The organism is Caballeronia hypogeia (assembly GCF_001544875.2).
Taxonomy (GTDB): Bacteria; Pseudomonadota; Gammaproteobacteria; order Burkholderiales; family Burkholderiaceae; genus Caballeronia; species Caballeronia hypogeia.
The window spans coordinates 242,945-259,930 of sequence record NZ_FCOA02000002.1 but is presented as its reverse complement, the minus strand read 5'-3'; the positions used below and the strand labels follow the sequence as shown (position 1 = coordinate 259,930).

The following is a 16,986-nucleotide window of genomic DNA, read 5'->3' as shown; positions in this document are numbered from 1 at the left end:
CACGCCCGCTGCATCGAAAGACGCAGCGGGTGTTCTTGCATAAAGGATTTTGCATTCACGATGAGCCATCTCAGCGCCGACCATCCGAAATCGACCCGGCCCGACGCCGCCCGCAAGACGCGCCGCGCGCATTCGCATGACACGCCGGTCGCGCAGAGAACCGCCGTGCCCGCGCTGCTGCTGTTCGTCTCGGGGATGGCCGCGCTCATCTATCAGGTGCTCTGGGTGAAGCAGCTCACGCTCGTCGTGGGCATCGAGGTGCAGGCGGTGACGATCGCGATCAGCGCGTTCTTCGCGGGCCTCGCGCTCGGCGGATGGCGCGTGGGGAAACTCGCCGACCGCGTTGCGCGGCCCATGCTGCTGTATGCCGCGCTGGAGGTCGCGGCGCTGTTGCTCGGCGTCGGCGCGACGCAGGCGCTCGCGCACAGCGCGGGGTGGTTCGCGAAGCTGCAGGCGAGCGTCGGGCCGCTCGCGTGGGCGCTGCCCTTCACGCTCGTCGGGCTGCCGGCCATCGCGATGGGGGGCACCGTGCCCGTGCTCACGCGCGCGCTCGCGCCATCGCGGCAAGGCGTCGGCGGCGCGGGCGGACGGCTCTACGCGGCCAACACCGCGGGCGCGATCACGGGCGCGTTGCTGCCCGCCTTCGTGCTGATTCCCGCGCTCGGCGTGCAAGGCAGCGCGCTCGCGGCGGCCGCGCTGAACGCGCTCGCAGCGCTCGGTGCGGTGGCGCTTTCACGTGGCGTGCGGCCCGGTATCGGAGCCAGCGTCGCGCGTTCCGATGGATCGGCGGCGCCCGCCCAGGCACGCGTCGCGGTCGCGCTGTACGCGGTCGCGGGCGGCATCGCGCTCGGTTATGAAGTCGTCTGGTCGCAGGCCATCGCGCAGTTCATCAGCACGCGCAGCTTCGCGTTTTCCATCGTGCTCGCGACCTATCTTTTCGGGCTCGCGCTCGGCAGCGCCGTCGCGGCGCGCCATGTCGGGCGCGTGCGCGATCCGTGGAGCGTCTTCGGCGCGTTGATCGGCCTCGCGGGGCTGGCGGCGCTGGGCGGCGTCGCGGGCGCGGGCGACTGGCTCGCGGCCGCGCAGGCGCATGCGTCGGCGCTCGTGCTCGCCGCGACCGGCAATCTGCTTGCGTCGATGTGCGCGAGCTTCGCCGTCGCCGCCTGCGCGATCGTGCTCCTGCCGACTATTCTGCTCGGCGCCGCGTTTCCGTTCGCCTTGCGCATGGCGGCGCATGGAGACGACGGGCGCGGCGCAAGTGGAGCCAGCACCGGCGCGGACGTCGGCCGCGTGCTCGCGCTGAACACGGCGGGCGGCATCGCGGGCACGCTGTTCGCGGGATTCGAGCTCGTGCCCGCGCTCGGACTGATCCGGGCGCTCGGCGTGCTCGCGGTGGCGGCGGGGCTCATCGGCGTGTCGGCGGCGTTGAGCGGCGGCGGCGCGCGGCGCGCGGGCATCGCCACATGTGCGGTCATCGCAATGCTGTGCGCGGTCGTGGCCTTCGTCACGCCCGCTGATCGTCTCGGCACGTTGCTCGCCCATGCGCACGGCGGCGATCTCGCGTTCTACGAGGAAAGCGGGGGCGGCACGGTCGCGGTGCTCGAACAGGGCGACGGCGCTCGGCGCTTCCGCCGCCTCTACATACAAGGCGTGTCCAATTCGGGCGATGCGATGACCTCGCGCCGCTACATGCGCCTGCAAGCGCTCGCGCCGTTGATGATCCATACCGGAACGCCGCGCTCGGCGCTCGTGATCGGCCTCGGGACGGGCATCACCGGCGGCGCGCTGCTCACCTGGCCGACGCTTGAAAAGCGCGTCGTCGCGGAACTGTTGCCGGCGGTCGCGCGCGCGTCATCGCGTTTCGACGGCAATTACGGCATGAGCGCCGATCCGCGCATCGACCTGCGCATGGCCGATGGCAGGCGCGAGCTGCTCGCGCGCGACGAGCATTACGACCTCGTCACGCTGGAGCCGCCGCCGCCGTCCGCTGCGGGCGTCGTGAACCTGTACTCGACCGACTTCTACCGGCTCGCGGCCGCGCGTTTGAACGAAGGCGGCATCGTCGCGCAATGGCTGCCGCTCGCGACGCAAAACGAAGATCAGACGCGTTCGCTGATCCAGAGCTTTCTGCAGGTTTTTCCGCACGCCGCACTCTGGACCACGGAGTTCCACGAGATGATGCTGGTCGGCTCCATGCAGCCGATGCCGCTCGACGTGGCGCGTCTGCGCGCGCGTTTCGCGCAGCCGGAAGTCGCGCGCGCGTTGCGCGAAGTCGGCATCGCGTCACCGGAAGCGTTCGCCGCGACGTGGGTGGCGGACCGCTCGGCGCTGGCCTATTACGCCGAAGACGCACGTCCCGTCACCGACGACGATCCGCGCATCGAATATGCGCCGTGGGTGCGTCGCGGCGATTTCTCCGCGACGCTCGCGCACATGCTGGCGCTGCAAAGCGAGCCGCCGCTGACAGGCGCCGACGCCGCCTTCAAGGAAACGCTCGCCACCGAGCGTGGCATTTTGCATGCGTTCTACCGCGCGGGTCTGGATGCCTATCGCGGCGACCGCGATGCGTGGGCGCGGGACATCGGCATGGTGATGCAGGCGGATCGCGGAAATCCGTATTACCGCTGGGTGACGGGCGGTCTCTAAAACACCATCGTCGCCGTCGCCATGAAGGTCTTCGTGCTCTTGAGACGGTTGGTGCTGGTGACGGACGGCACCCAGCGCAGGCTCGCCGACAGCGGATGCTTGCCATCGACCTTGGTGTCGTAAGTGACGATGGGGCCGATGGTGAAATCGTGCCCGACGAAGCCGTCGAGGCGATCGGCGGTCGGGCCGGTATCGTTGCCGAGCTGCTGCACCGTGCCCATCACGACGCCCATGCCGAAACCGTTCGCGAACTTCTTCAGGCCCATCACGTCGAGCGTGAACAACGGGGCGTTCTGATAGTCCGTGGCGGAGTTGCGCGTGTAGAACTGGAAGCTCATCACCGCATCGAATTCGAGGCCGTACTTCGGCACCAGCTTCGTGTACGCGATCTGCGGCACGAAGGTCCAGTTGTTCAGGCTTGCGTTCGCGAGTGCGTTCACATCGTACTTGCCGGTCGGCGCCCAGATGTTGAAGGACAGCGCGATATGATCGGTCTCCGAAAAATGGTAGCCCGCCTCGATCGGCGTGAAGAGCATGTCATAGAGATTCGATACGCGATCGCTCGTGGTCCGGTTCAACTGACCGACCGCGAAGGTGCCCGTCACCTGCTCCCAGATGTACGGCAGCGTGATGCCCGACGCCAGCGACCAGCCGCCGTAGTTCCCCCACACTTTCAGAAGGCTCGCCAGTGTGAGCGACACTTCGCCGTTCAGCCCGAGCGAGGACTGGCCCGCGATCGGCACCTGACGATTGCCGCCGATCGAGCCATCCAGATAGACGGTCTCCAGGCTCGCGATCCACACCGGCTCGGTTGGCACGATGCCCACGCCCGACAGCACGCTCGTGCCCGCGACGGGACGCCCTAGCGCGCCCTCGGTCGCCTGCGCGCCGCCCGCGGCGAATGTCGACGCACACGCGAGCACGACCGCACGCACGCACCGTCTGGTCAGCGTTCCCATGCCTGGCACCTCCGCGAGCCCGAAGCCTGCAATCGATAGAACCGAAAACCGCTCCCAGCAATATTGGAATTCAGCGGCCTTGTAAAGCACGCGGGACGCAACAGCCGCCGATGTGACGCGATTTAACTACACGGTTAAAATTACCCACCAAATGCAGTCATCAAACGACTCGAGGAGATATTTCCGATGGCCGTTAAGGGACAGTGGATCGTCGCGACGGTGAGCTTCTGAACGCGGACTATGATGGCGATTCCCGAAAGCCGGATCATCGAGTCATGCAGCGGTAGGAAAGGGTCTTTCGAGCACAAAGGCATCCTGTGGGGCATGTATGTGCGCGAGGGTGCGCGCGGCACGGGGCTCTCGGCCGCGCTGCTCGATCGCGTGCTTGCGCATGCGCGCGGTGTGGTCGACGAAATCAAGCTCGAAGTGGCGCCCGACAATCTCGCAGCGCTCAGGCTGTATCGTGCAGCGGGCTTCGTCGAGTATGCGCGCGAGCCGCGAGCGTTGAAGATCGACGGCGTCTGTCACGATTCGCTCTTCATGACGCTTCAATTGGCGCGGAGCGTTTGAAGCAACATCTCGGCGTCGCGGCATGGCACGCGAACCAGGATGTCGAATTCATCGGTGACTTCCTCGATACAGCCCAGGCCAAGAAGAAACTTGTCGACGCGAATCAATTCGATGACGCCATCCGCGAGTATCAGACGATATACATCGCCGTATTCGTTCTTGATGCCCACGCGCATGTCGAACAGCGGCTCGGTCGCGTCCGAATGCATGGAGACGAACGCCGTGATTTGCGCGTCGAGTTTCGCTGTGGCTGTGCCTGCGATCAATTGGCTCCGCATAGTGTCTTCTTGGGTGCAGGTTGATGTCACGATGACGTGCGGCGTGCAGTATTGCACGCGTCATTTATCCATGAGCAAAATTTCAGATTTTTTAAGGACGCAGCGAAAGAAACGGCCTCTTTACTTCGTATGATCCTTCAGTATGCCGATTTCCTTTATGCGGAAGTCATTGCTAAACGCTTATTCGACCATGCGCGTTGACGCTCGAATGGAAGCCATATCGAACTAAACCGTTTGCGAGCCTCGATTCACGAAGCGTTTTTTATAGCTCGCAATTCTTGAAAAAGGAATTCGATATTGAGCATTTCATAACTTCGCTTCTATTGGGGAAACGCGTGCGACCAGGCCCGCGAGGCGGACCCGGTCTTTGTGTGAATCGAGGAGAAATGCGCCCGACGCCGATGCAAGGTGCCGGCGTCAGCGTTGCATCAACGGAAGCCCAGCGAATCCGCCTTGACGCGCAAGTCGGCGAAGCGACCGCCCGGCGTCGTGGTTTGCGAGGCGCCTTCGGCCCCTTTCGCCACGCGCGACTTGTCGAGGATGCCGATACCCGTTCCGAGCACCGACGAGTTCGAGCATTCGAGGCCGAACGGCCCCGGCGAAACCGTCAGCACGGGCGCATCCGTGCGCGGCGCGTCGCTCAGATCGAGCGCATAGGCCATGTTGAACGTGCTCGGGTCGCTTGCACGCACGCCCAGCGGATCGAGCCCGAAGCGCCATGCGAGCAGTTGATGGATCGAACTCGGATCGAATGGATAGCGCGCCACGTTGTTCGCGCGCACTCGCGGTCCGAGCAACATGCACGGCACGCGAAAACCCAGACGGCCGTCGTTGCCGAGCTTCTGCTCCGCAACCGTCAACGACTTGACCGGTGGCGCGACATGATCGAAGAAGCCGCCCCATTCATCGTAGATGATGATCATCAGCGTCTTGCTCCAGTTCGGGCTCGTGCGCAGCGCTTCATAGATCTGTCCGAGCAGCGCCTGACCGTTGCGCACGTCGGCGTGCGGGTGATCGTCGTTGGACGTGCCGTTGGCCTCGCCGCCGAAGCTCGGATCGACCATGCAGAACGACGGCAGATTGCCGCCCGCCGCATCGGACAGGAACTCGGAGAAGAGCCGCGAGCGCCCGACATAGCGCGTGCCGTAGAGCGCCGTGAACGGAACATCGTGGAAGTAGTATTTCGACGACACGTTCTTCGCGTCGAGCCGATCCCAGATCGTCGAAAGCGATGAGGTGTCGGTGGTGTCGCTCAGACGATCGGTCTCGCCGCTGTGCAGATAGACGCGATTCGGAAAGGTGTCGGCGAGGATGCCGCTCATGTAGTAGTCGCAGACGGTGTATTGCGCGGCCGCCTGTCGATAGAACTCAAGATCGTTGCCCGTGAAATATCCGATAGGCAGCAGGTCGCCGCGCGTCTTGTTCGTGTCCGGCGTAAGCAGAAAGCCGTTCATCGCACCGTTGGCGAGATGCGTGCGGCCCGCGTCGTATTCGTGATCCGGGTCCGCGTACTGACAGCCCTGAAAGCCGAACGCCGGATTGGCCGACAGCGAAAAGGTCGTCTGCGTCTGACCGAATGCATCGGTGAATTGCCTGCCCGCCTGCACGCCCGCCACGCCAGGCACCCAGCCGAACATGTGATCGAAGGAGCGGTTCTCCATCGTGACGAGCACGATGTGATCGATGCCAGAAGTCGCGGGTGCGGGCAGCGTCGGGCGCGGCAGGTTCGCGCGGTCGGGCGGAATGTTGCCGATGGGACTCGTCGGCGTGATGGTGCCGGAGTTGTCGTCGCTGCCCCCGCCGCCGCAGGCGGACAGCATGGCCGTGCTGGCGAGCGCGGCGAGCAGGCGGCGGCGTACCGCGTCGGGTTCGTTGGAGGGTTTCTGGGCCATGGCGGCGCTCCGTGTGAATGTAGTTGTCGAACGCCGTTCGTTTGCGGACGCGGTTGCGCTTCGAAAATTCGAAGGCGAACGGCTTGTGGGTGCCGGGATATAGCATTTGCCATACCCGGCGCCTTCATTCACACGGCGCTGCACCTACGCGCCAGATATCACCGAGCTGCTCGCGCCGTCCGCGATCGCTGAAGAGAGCGCATACGCATCCAAGCCTTCGACGCAGCCGAGATTCACGCGCCATTCGGCCGGATTCGAGCGCGTCTGATGAAACGTGTAAATTCCACAGTGCCGGCAGAAGAAATGTTTGGCGGTGCGCGTGTTGAACTGGTACAGGACGAGGTCGCTTTCGCCGCTGAGGATGCGCAACGCGTCGGCGAGAAACGGCGGCGACATGACCGCGCCGCGGCGCCGGCACAGGCTGCAATTGCAGCGCTTGGCCGGTTCGGGCGGCGTATCGGCTTCGAAGGTGACCGCACCGCAGTGGCACGCGCCTTTCAGGGTCGTCATTGTGAATGCATCTCCAAAGTGCTCGTCGTGGTCAGCCGGCGTCCTCCACATATTGAGCGAGTCCGCGTCCGAACGACCAGTCCTCGCGGCGATTCGGCGCGAGCACGATCATCACGTCCTCGGGCCGCAGACCCGGCGATGCGGCGAGTTTCGCCGCGAGAGTCTTGTAGAACGCCTTCTTGGTCGCGGTGTCGCGCCAGTCGCTCGCGGTGATGTGAATGAACACGAGATCGTCGCTGCGCTCGACGCCGAGATAACCGGGATCGTACGCGAAATCGTCGCGGTCGTACTGCTGGATCAACTGGAAGCGATCGTCGGCGGGGACGTGGAATGCTTCGACCAGCGCCTGATGAATGCTGTTCGAAATAGCATGAATGTGATCGCGGGGCTTGCCTCTTATGAGCGAGATTCTGACGAGCGGCATGATGGTTGTTCCTCACGTTAAATCCGGTTTCGATGAGGATGAAGATACGCCGTCATGCGCGTTCTGAAAATTCAGAAGTTCTGGATGGATCGTTTGATGGAATCGAAGGGTCAGCGCGCCCGCAATGCCTCGACGATACTCATTCTCGACGCCCGCATGGCCGGCAAAAACCCGCCTACGAATCCCATCACGAGCGAGAACCCGAGCGTCTTGCCAATCACGGAGGGGGTAAGAATGAACCGGAACGACAAATCCGCGAAGGTCTGAAAATTGGTCGTGGAAAACGAAGCGAACTGCATCAGCGCCGCGCAGCACAGCCCCGCGATACCGCCAACCAGTCCCAGCAACAGCGCCTCCAGCAAAAACGCCCCGAGCACGTCGAAGCGCTTGAACCCCAGCGCCCGCAAGGTCCCGATCTCCGCCACGCGATTCGCAACCGACGCATACATGGTGATCATCGCGCCGATCATCGCGGCGATCGAAAAGATGATCGACAGCGTGAACCCGAGGATATTGATGAACGTCGACAGCGCCTTCGACTGATCGCTATAAAAAACCTGTTCGCGCTTCGCTTCATCGGTCAGGCGCGGGTCCACGTCGATATCGGCCTTGAAGCGCTCGAACGCATCGCTGCGCGCGAGACGCACGACCATCGACGAAAAGCTCGTGCGGCGGAACGACTGCATCAGCTGATCGACATCGCCCCAGATTTCCGAATCGAAGCCGCTGCCGCCTGCATCGAAATGACCGACCACGGTCCAGTCACGCTGCGCGAAACGCAATCGGTCGCCAATGCCCGTGCCGCCGAAACCCTTCGCGATGCTGCTCCCCACGATGATCTCCGACGACCCGTGCCTGAACATGCGCCCCGCCGTCAGCTTCACCTGCGGGCGCAATTCGACGCCCATCGACGACACGCCGCGAATCACGACATTCGCCGGCGTGTTCGTGCCGAGCTTGGTGAGCGAGATCAGCACCACGGTTTCCTTCGATGCGAGCGGCTCGCCGTCGCCGTTCATCGCGACCGACGGATGCATCTCCATCACGTTCGCCTGGCCGCGATCGATCGCGCTTTGAATCTCCGTTTCCGCGCCCTTGCGAATCACGACGACGTTATCGCGCTCGCCGGTGGACACGAGCGTTTTCTTGAGGCCGGCGTCGAGCATCAGCACGGTCGCGAACACGAACACGACGAGCGCGAGGCCGCCCGCCGTCAGCATCGTCGTGAGACGGCGCGCCCAGAGATTGCGCGCGACGTAGGAAACGGGAATCGCCATCGCGCGCCCTCAGCCGATCGCCCGCAGGCCTTCGACGATGCGCACGCGGCTCGCCTGCACCGCCGGCACGATCGCCGCCGCCATCGCGACCGCGAACGCGCATGCGGCCTGCAGGAGCATGGTCTCGCGCGACACCATGAAGACCGGGAACACGCCGCCTGTCGCGTGCTTGAAGACTTCGGCCATCGGCGGTGTCGCCAGAATGCCGATTCCGCCGCCTATCGCGCAGATCGCGAGCGACTCGCCGAACACGAGCACGGAGAGAAAGCCGGGGCCGAAGCCGAGCGCCTTCAATGTCGCGTATTCGGTCGTGCGTTCTCGCGCGCTCATCGCCATGGCGTTCGCCATCACGGCCATGATGATCAGAATCACCACGTAGGACACGACGCGTATCGCCGCAATGATCTGATTCGACATCGCGACGAAGCCGAGCTGAAATGCCTGCTCGGTTTCGGTCAGCGTTTCGGCGAGCGAGTTCTTGAACACGTTGTCGATGTTGCGCGAGACCACCGCCGCCTCATCCGGGTCCCTGACGCCGACCACATACACGCCGACCTGATCGACATTGCGCTTGGTCGTCTTGCGGATCGTCTCGTTCAGATAGTCCCAGTGAAAAATGAGCTGCCGCGTGATGGTCGATTCGTCGCGCCCTTCCATGATCCCGCACACGACGAAGTCCCATGTTCCGGGATAGATCGTGCCTTTCAACGGAATCACGTCGCCGACCTTGAAGCCGTATTGATCCGCGAGTTGCCGGCCGATGAGCGCGCCCTTGCGATCGCGCAGATAGTCCTCGCGCGCCTGCTCCGACACGATGAACTCGGGATAGAGATCGAGATAGTTATCCGACACGGCGAACTGCGCGAAGAAGTTCTTCGGATCGCGATAGACGCCGCCAAACCAGTTCGAGCGCGCGACGAGCGTCACGCCATCCACACCGCGTATGCGGTTCTCGTAGGCGAGCGGCAACGGAAACACCAGCGAGATCGCGTTGCGCGTGACGAGCCGCGCATTCGACGCCGCCGATGCGCCCGCATACCACGCGTCCACCACCGTATGCAGCAATCCATAAGCGAGCACGGCAATGGTCAGACCGAGCACCGTCAGCGCGGTACGCAGCTTGTGGCGCAGCGCGTTGCGCAGGATCAGCTTCAGCACATACATGATGATTCAGCGCGTGGCGCCATCGATCAGCTCTCCCTTCTCCAGATGCACGAGCGCCTTCGCCGCGCCGGCCGCGTGCGCGTCGTGCGTCACCATGATGATGGTCTTGCCGAGCTTGTCGTTCAGGCGTTGCAGCATCGCGAGGACATCGGCGGCGGAGTTGCGGTCGAGATCGCCGGTGGGTTCGTCGGCGACGATCAGCGTCGGGTCCGTGATCAGCGCCCGCGCAATCGCGACGCGTTGCTGCTGTCCGCCCGAAAGCTCCGATGGATAGTGGCTCATGCGATCGGCCATGTTGACCATGTCGAGCACCATCGCGACGCGTTCCTTTCGTTCGTGGCGCGTGAGGCGCGTGAGCATCAGCGGCAACTCGACGTTCTCGAACGCGGAGAGCACCGGCATCAGGTTATAGAACTGGAAGATGAAGCCCACATTCGCCGCGCGCCAGTCCGCGAGCGCGGCCTCGGGCAGGCGCGTGATGTCGAGGCCGCTCACGAGCAACTCGCCGCTGTCGGGCCGGTCGATGCCCGCGATCAGGTTGAGCAGCGTGCTCTTGCCGGAACCGGACGGGCCCATCAGCGCGACGAAATCGCCCCGTGCAATGGAGAGCGTGATGTCGGTCAGCACCGGCACGATCTGCACGCCGCGCCGATACGACTTCGCGACGTGGCTGATCCGAACGAGAGGCGTCGTGCTCACGCTATTTCTTCGCCACGGTCACGCGGGCGCCGTCCTTGAGCTTGTCGCCGGGCGCGAGCACGAGCACATCGCCGGGCTTCACGCCTTGCACCGCGAGCAGATCGCCGATGCGCTCGCCCTTCGTCACCGGCACTTCGCGCGCCGTGTCGTGCTCGACGAGATAGACGACTTGTCTGCCGCCGCGCATGACGACCGTCGACGGCTGCACCGCGACGACCGCCTTCTTTTCGTCGGGCGGCACCGGCTTCGACAGGAACGCGACCTTCGCGGACATGTCGGGCAGCACGCGCGCATCGCGTTCGACGAAACGAATCTTCACGAGCACGGTGGCCTTCGAGCGATCGACCGTCGGCACGATGCGCGACACGCGGCCCGCGAAGCGCGTATCGGGCAGCGCGTCGAGCTGGATTTCGCACGGCTGGTCGACGGTAATGCGCGCAATGTTCGATTCCGCGACGTCGGCCTCGACTTCGAGCGTCTTCATGTCGGCGATGGTGACGACCGCGCCCTTGCTGTCCGACGCCGACGAGAACGGCGTAATGTTGTCGCCCACGTTGGCGTGCTTCACGAGCACGACGCCGTCGAAAGGCGCGCGGATCACGGTCTGATCGACCGCCACCTGCGCCGCCTGCGCATTGGCCTGCGCGGACGCGATTGCGGCCTCTTCGCTGTTGATCGATGCCTGAGCCTTGTCGTAGCGGGCGAGCGCGGCATCAAACTGCGTCGCGGGAATCGCGCCTTGTGGGGCGAGAATCCTGAAGCGGCGAAGATCGACTTCCGCGTTCTTCAGTTCGGCGCGTTGCAGTTCGAGATTGGCGCGCGCGACCTTGACCTGCGCTTTCGCCTGCGCAAGCGACGCGGCGACGTCAGCGCTTTCGAGTCGCGCGATGATCTCGCCCTCCTTCACCTGCGAGCCTTCGAGCACGCCCAGCCACTCGACGCGGCCCTGCGCCTTCGAGGCCACCGCGGCCTTGCGCTGCGGCACGACATAACCGGTGGCGTTCAAAAGGGTATAGCTTTGCGACGGATAGACGGAGGTGACGGTGGCGGTCTCCACCGCTTGCGGGCCGGTCAGCCTGAATGCCACGCCGATCAGCAAGAGCAGAACCGCGGCGATGACCGCATAGCGCAGCCAGTTGCGCCGTCGCCGCGGCATGACGGCGGACGGTCCCCGGTCGATTTTGAGTTTTTCGAGATCGTGTTCAGCCAATTTTGGAGCGTGCGCCGTTGTGCGGTTTCGCGGACCGGATGCGTTGAAGGGACGGTCAGTATAGCGCCGGGATTTGATGCGCTTACAGCGCTTTCGGTCGCCACTGGCCGGCTCATTTGTGAATTTAAGTTAAAGATGCTTTGAGTTTCGTCCCGGTTGCAGCGCCGAAAGTTGGCTAGAGTGAATACACGCCGCAACCTACCGGCATATCGAAGACGGAGACACGACATGAAAACCTATCGCATCGCAACCATTCCCGGCGACGGCATCGGCAAGGAGGTCGTGCCCGCGGGCCAGCAAGTCCTCGAAGCTTTGGCACGCAGCACGCAAAATTTTGAATTCAAATTCGAAAACTTCGACTGGGGCGCGGACTACTATCGGCAGCACGGGGTGATGATGCCCGCCGATGGGCTGGATGCGATACGTGACAAGGACGCGATCCTGTTCGGCTCCGCCGGTGACCCCGACGTGCCCGATCACATCACGCTGTGGGGCCTGCGCCTCAAGATCTGCCAGGGGCTCGATCAATATGCGAACGTGCGCCCGACGCGCATCCTGCCGGGCATCGACGCGCCGCTCAAGCGCTGCGCGCCGGAAGACCTGAACTGGGTGATCGTGCGGGAGAACTCGGAAGGCGAATACTCGGGAGTTGGCGGGCGCGTGCATCAGGGGCATCCGATCGAGGCGGCGACCGATGTATCGATTCTTACGCGTGCAGGCGTCGAACGCATTATGCGTTTTGCGTTCAAACTCGCGCAGTCGCGTCCGCGCAAACTGCTGACCGTCATCACGAAGAGCAACGCGCAGCGTCACGCGATGGTCATGTGGGACGAAGTCGCGCTGGAGATCTCGAAGGAATTCCCGGATGTGACGTGGGACAAGGAACTTGTCGACGCTTCCACCGCGCGCATGGTGAACCGGCCCGCCACGCTCGACACGATCGTCGCCACCAACCTGCACGCCGACATCCTGAGCGATCTGGCCGCCGCGCTCGCGGGCAGCCTGGGCATCGCGCCGACAGGCAACATCGATCCCGAGCGTCGCTACCCGTCGATGTTCGAGCCGATCCACGGTTCCGCGTTCGACATCATGGGCAAGGGTCTCGCCAACCCCATCGGCACGTTCTGGTCGGTCGTGATGCTGCTCGAGCACCTCGGTGAATTCGAAGCCGCAAAGCGCGTGATGGCCGCGGTCGAAGCCGTCACCGCCGATCCCTCGCTGCACACGCGTGACCTCGGCGGCACGGCGACGACCGCGCAAGTGACCGCTGCCGTGTGTGCGTTCGTCGAGCGCGTGGAAGCCGCGGCTGCTTGACGCCCTCGAAACACGCTTCACTTGCTTCATCGAAGAATCCGGCCGCGTGCGCGCGGCCGGAGCGTCTTACGCGGGCCGCCAGGCGCCGCCCTCCAGTACCGCGCGCACCCGTCCGAGCACTTCGTTCCAGTTGCCCGGCTCGTTCTGGTTGAAGAGACGCATCCGCGGATACCACGGCGTGTCTTCACGATCGCGCATCCAGCGCCAGCAGCCGTGATAGCGGTTCAATAGCCATACCTGTTTGCCCATCGCGCCCGCGAGATGAGCGACCGATGTGTCCACGCAGATCACGAGATCGAGCGACGCGACTAGCGCGGCGGTATCGGCGAAATCCGTGACCTCGTCCATCCAGTCGATGACATGGGCGCGCTGTCGAGGCAGCAGACTTTTCGCTTCATCCACTGGTTTCTGCAGACTGATCCAGTGCGCTTGCGGCCAGGAAACGAGCGCGTCCATCAGTTCCACCGGCATGCTGCGCAGCGCATCGACCTCCGGGCGAAATCTGCCGCCGGCCCACGCGATGCCGATGCGAGGCAGCGCTGCATCGCCCAATTTGGCGAGACGGGTCGACCATCGGTGGGCGGCTCGCGGGTCTGCGCGAAGATAGGGCATGTCTGCGGGCACGGTATCGATGCTCGTGTCGAAGGCCATCGGCAAGGACATGAGCGGACTGTGCACGTCCCAATCGCGCAAATCGATGCGCCCGGCATCGAGATATTCGAACTCCGTTGATCCGCGACCGAACGACTCGACGAACAGCTCGCGCAATGAGCCAGGGCCCGCGAAACCCACTTTCGCGAAACGCGCCAGCGTTAGCGGGATATAGCGCGCGAATTGCAGCGAATCGCCAAGACCCTGTTCGTTCAGAATCAGCAGACGATCACGTTCCGCACGCACCGGCTCGCCCTTCCATTGCGGAATGGGCAAGTCAGGAGGCGCGCCCTCGGGGCGTCCGGTCTCGTCCTGAAAGTTCGACCAGCGATGCTCGAAATGTGGCCACGCCTCGCGATATCGCCCCGCGGCGAGCAACGCATGACCCAGATTGCTTCGCGCCTCCAGATTGCCGGGTTGAAGCGTGGTCGCATGACTGAAGTGCGAGAGTGCGTCGTCGAACGCACCGAGCTTGTTCAGCACGCCGCCGAGGTTGTTATGCGCGTGAGCGTGACCGGGATCGAGCGCGAGCAGTTGCCGATAAGCCGCTGCAGCCTCTTCGAAGCGCGAGCCCAATTGCAGCGCGCGGCCGAGGTTATAGAGCAGGACGGTCTGATCGACTTTCGGTTGCCAACGCTGCGCATGCTCCAATCCGGAACTTGCGGTCGCGGCGGCTCGATCGAACGCGCGCAGTTTCGTCTGTACCACGCTGAGCGTGTTGTGAAAGGCGGGATTGGTTGAGCGTTCGACTGCCTTGATGAGCCAGCGCTCGGCATCCCCTGCGTCGCCCAGTGCGAGCGCGAGCACACCCCGCAAATGAAGCACATCCGCGTGGTCCGGAGCGACCCTTAAACATCGTTCGATCCAGTGCAACGCCGTTTGCGTGTGACCGGAGTTGTAGGCATCGGCTGCCTGGGCGTACATCGAGTGAAACTCTTCTTGCATCGTAGTGCTTGCCGCTTCGATTGTTCAGCGAATTGATCGCGGTACAGCGACGTTATGGCCGGGCATGTCAGATGTAAATTCTAGCAACCGGCGAACGCGTCCGATTCGAGAAAATGAAACATTCAGTATTTCATTTGCTCCTCACTTACGATCGCGTCACGCAAAACAAAAAGGCGGCTTGCGCCGCCTTTCCAGCCGTTTCGATCATCCTCCCAATGGCACGCGCTCCGGCTCGTCCGGCTCGAACCAGTCGGGATTGCGCGCCGCGATCGGATGCAGCGATACGAGGATCTCGCGCAGATGCGCGCGCATCGCTTCTTCGGCGCCATCGGGATCGTGCGCCTTCAGCGCGCTCACGATGCGTGCGTGCTGCTTGATCAGCAGATCGAGCGGCGAAACATCGGGCAGGCTCAGATAGCGCACGCGGTCCATCTGAGCCTTGATATCCTGAATGGTGTCCCACGCGGCGACGCAGTCGATCGACTGGGCGATCTGCATATGGAACTGCTCGTCGAGCGTGAGGAACGCGCTGGTGTCGTTCACTTTCGACGCGGTCTTCTGTTCGCGCAGGTTCGCGGCAAGATCGTCGAGTTGCGAATCTGTAATCGCGATGGCAGCCTTCCGCGCCACGGCCGTTTCGATCGCCTCGCGAATGAAGCGCCCCTCGCGCACCTGACGCGGCGAGATCTTCTTCACGAAGGTGCCGCGCTGCGGCAGCACTTGCAGCACGCCGGCTTCGACCAGCTTGATGAAGGTCTCGCGCACGGGCTGGCGCGAAACCTGGAACATCTCCGAGACTTCCTTCTCCGAAAGTGGCGTGCCGGGCACGAGTTGTCCCGCGAAGATGGCCTGACGCAGCGCCCGAAAAATCTGCTTGCCGATGGGCTCGTGCGAGTCGTGCGAAATCAGCGAGGTGAGATCGGGCAACTCGATCTTCTGCGACGCGAGCGGCCTGCGCATGCGCGTACGCCGCACTGTTGCCGCCCCGTCCGACACGATACCGTCTTGCATGATTGAACCTGAATTAAATCTGAGCGCTGGTGAGGAAAACGCGGAGCGCTTACGGGTCCGCGCTTCCCGATACTATCACGCGGTCGTGGCCGCCCCTTCGCGCTTCTCGCGCGTTTTCGGCTCTCGGATGAACACGAGCGAGCACAGCGCGCCGAGCACCGCGATCGCGCCGGCCAGAACGAACGCGCTGCCATAAGCACCGTGCGTCGCCTCGACGATGAAGCCCGTCACCGCTGGCCCGATCACGCCCGCGAGATTCGCGAGCAGATGCACGAAGCCGCCCACGCCGCCGACGTTCTCGCGGCGCACCGTGTCCTGGATCACGGCCCAGTAGACCGACCCCGTCACGTACAGGAAGAAGATCGTCACCGACATAAGGGCCACCGCGCCCTGCGTGCTCTGCACACGCCCCGCGAACGCCACGCACAGCGCGGCCATGCCAAGGCATACCGTCAGCACGATGCGGCGCGACATCAGCGGCTTGCCCGTGATGCGCAGAATCGCATCGGTGACGAAGCCACCCGCCGCAAGCCCGATGCTGCCGAGCAGCCACGGGATCACAGTCGCGAAGCTCATGTCGCGCAAGGACATGTGATGCGCTTCGGTCAGATAAGTCGGGAACCACGACAGGAAAAAGAACAGCACATAGTTGTACGCGAAGAATGCGAATGCCGTGGCGAGGATGATCGGCTGACGAAGATAGAAGCGTAGATTGGCCTCTTTGCCATGCGCGCCGTGCTCCATCGACGCGGCATTCTGCTGCCCCGCGACGATCAGATCGAGTTCGGCCTGCGTCACGCGCTTGTTCTGCTGCGGATGCTCGGTAGTCGCCAGCGACCACAACACGAGCCAAGCAAAGCCGATCAGCATGATGATGACGAAGGCCCAGCGCCAGCCGAACTGAATCGCCATATAGCCGACGATCGGTCCCGCGAGCGCGCCGCCCAGGGGCGTGCCCGAACTGATGACGCCGATCGCGCTCGCCACTTCACGACGCGGGAACCAGTTGTTCACCATCTTGCTGTTCGACGAGCTGAACGGTCCTTCGCCCATGCCGAACAGCACGCGCAGCACGATCAGCGAAACCAGGCTGCTCGCGAGCGCGGTCGCGCCGCAAAAGAGCGACCAGATGCCCATCGCGCCGCCGAACACCTTTTTCGCGCCGATCTTGTCCGACAGCACGCCGCCGACGAAATTGAACAATGCATACCCGATGAAAAAGCTGCTGAACACGATTCCCATCTGCGCGTGCGTGAAATGCAGATCCTTCTGAATCAGCGGGGCGGCGATGGACAACGCCGCGCGGTCGAGATAGTTGACGACGCCGGCGAGAAACAGCAGGCCGACGACGAACCATCGCTGGCTCTTGATCATGGTGAGTCTCCGATGCACCGCTTCTTCTGGCTTTTTAGCCGGGCGGTTCAATGAATAACGAA

General features: G+C 63.6%; 15 protein-coding genes. 3 read left to right on the top strand and 12 right to left on the bottom strand.

Annotated features, from left to right (window positions below; all coding sequences use genetic code 11):
* The first annotated feature begins 60 nt into the window (after positions 1–60).
* Entirely contained in the window at positions 61–2,646 is a 2,586-nt protein-coding gene (locus AWB79_RS04425; protein WP_061166171.1) for a fused MFS/spermidine synthase, read from the top strand.
* Here the strand turns inward: AWB79_RS04425 and AWB79_RS04420 are convergent.
* Positions 2,643–3,605 carry a SphA family protein gene (locus AWB79_RS04420; RefSeq protein WP_061166170.1) on the bottom strand — a complete coding sequence of 321 codons (963 nt, stop codon included), beginning with the start codon at positions 3,603–3,605 and terminating at the stop codon, positions 2,643–2,645. The two genes, AWB79_RS04425 and AWB79_RS04420, sit on opposite strands and share 4 nt — an antisense overlap.
* Positions 3,606–3,845: 240 nt before the next feature.
* Here AWB79_RS04420 and AWB79_RS04415 point away from each other — a divergent pair, with 240 nt between their 5' ends.
* Complete coding sequence (locus tag AWB79_RS04415; RefSeq protein WP_232470819.1) at positions 3,846–4,175, top strand: GNAT family N-acetyltransferase; 330 nt, start codon at positions 3,846–3,848, stop codon at positions 4,173–4,175.
* On the opposite strand, the gene AWB79_RS04410 is transcribed toward AWB79_RS04415, so the two are convergent.
* The 8 genes from AWB79_RS04410 to AWB79_RS04375 all read right to left on the bottom strand — a co-directional run bounded on the left by AWB79_RS04410 (position 4,154) and on the right by AWB79_RS04375 (position 11,575).
* The gene (locus AWB79_RS04410) at positions 4,154–4,510 is read right to left on the bottom strand and encodes a hypothetical protein (RefSeq protein ID WP_232470818.1); all 357 of its coding nucleotides are present in this window, start codon (positions 4,508–4,510) and stop codon (positions 4,154–4,156) included. The two genes, AWB79_RS04415 and AWB79_RS04410, sit on opposite strands and share 22 nt — an antisense overlap.
* Positions 4,511–4,881: 371 nt before the next feature.
* Positions 4,882–6,345 carry an alkaline phosphatase family protein gene (locus AWB79_RS04405; protein ID WP_061166168.1) on the bottom strand — a complete coding sequence of 488 codons (1,464 nt, stop codon included), beginning with the start codon at positions 6,343–6,345 and terminating at the stop codon, positions 4,882–4,884.
* A 144-nt stretch (positions 6,346–6,489) separates the two neighbouring features.
* On the bottom strand, positions 6,490–6,855 hold the full coding sequence (locus AWB79_RS04400) for a GFA family protein (RefSeq protein ID WP_061166167.1): 366 nt from the start codon (positions 6,853–6,855) through the stop codon (positions 6,490–6,492).
* A gap of 31 nt (positions 6,856–6,886) precedes the next feature.
* Entirely contained in the window at positions 6,887–7,279 is a 393-nt protein-coding gene (locus tag AWB79_RS04395) for a tautomerase family protein (RefSeq protein WP_061166166.1), read from the bottom strand.
* A gap of 110 nt (positions 7,280–7,389) precedes the next feature.
* The gene (locus tag AWB79_RS04390; protein WP_061166165.1) at positions 7,390–8,556 is read right to left on the bottom strand and encodes an ABC transporter permease; all 1,167 of its coding nucleotides are present in this window, start codon (positions 8,554–8,556) and stop codon (positions 7,390–7,392) included.
* A 9-nt stretch (positions 8,557–8,565) separates the two neighbouring features.
* Positions 8,566–9,720, bottom strand: a complete 1,155-nt coding sequence (locus AWB79_RS04385) for an ABC transporter permease (RefSeq protein ID WP_061166164.1) — start codon at positions 9,718–9,720, stop codon at positions 8,566–8,568.
* A 6-nt stretch (positions 9,721–9,726) separates the two neighbouring features.
* On the bottom strand, positions 9,727–10,419 hold the full coding sequence (locus AWB79_RS04380; RefSeq protein WP_061166163.1) for an ABC transporter ATP-binding protein: 693 nt from the start codon (positions 10,417–10,419) through the stop codon (positions 9,727–9,729).
* Between the two features lies 1 nt (position 10,420).
* Entirely contained in the window at positions 10,421–11,575 is a 1,155-nt protein-coding gene (locus AWB79_RS04375; RefSeq protein ID WP_332459655.1) for an efflux RND transporter periplasmic adaptor subunit, read from the bottom strand.
* Between the two features lie 282 nt (positions 11,576–11,857).
* Between AWB79_RS04375 and AWB79_RS04370 the strand changes: the two genes are divergently transcribed.
* On the top strand, positions 11,858–12,943 hold the full coding sequence (locus tag AWB79_RS04370; protein ID WP_061166161.1) for a tartrate dehydrogenase: 1,086 nt from the start codon (positions 11,858–11,860) through the stop codon (positions 12,941–12,943).
* 66 nt (positions 12,944–13,009) lie between these two features.
* On the opposite strand, the gene AWB79_RS04365 is transcribed toward AWB79_RS04370, so the two are convergent.
* The 3 genes from AWB79_RS04365 to AWB79_RS04355 form a co-directional block, all read right to left on the bottom strand.
* Entirely contained in the window at positions 13,010–14,518 is a 1,509-nt protein-coding gene (locus AWB79_RS04365) for a tetratricopeptide repeat-containing glycosyltransferase family protein (RefSeq protein WP_232470817.1), read from the bottom strand.
* Positions 14,519–14,743: 225 nt separating this feature from the next.
* Positions 14,744–15,499, bottom strand: a complete 756-nt coding sequence (locus tag AWB79_RS04360) for a GntR family transcriptional regulator (protein WP_374728526.1) — start codon at positions 15,497–15,499, stop codon at positions 14,744–14,746.
* A 126-nt stretch (positions 15,500–15,625) separates the two neighbouring features.
* The gene (locus AWB79_RS04355) at positions 15,626–16,924 is read right to left on the bottom strand and encodes an MFS transporter (protein ID WP_061166159.1); all 1,299 of its coding nucleotides are present in this window, start codon (positions 16,922–16,924) and stop codon (positions 15,626–15,628) included.
* Positions 16,925–16,986 lie beyond the last annotated feature (62 nt).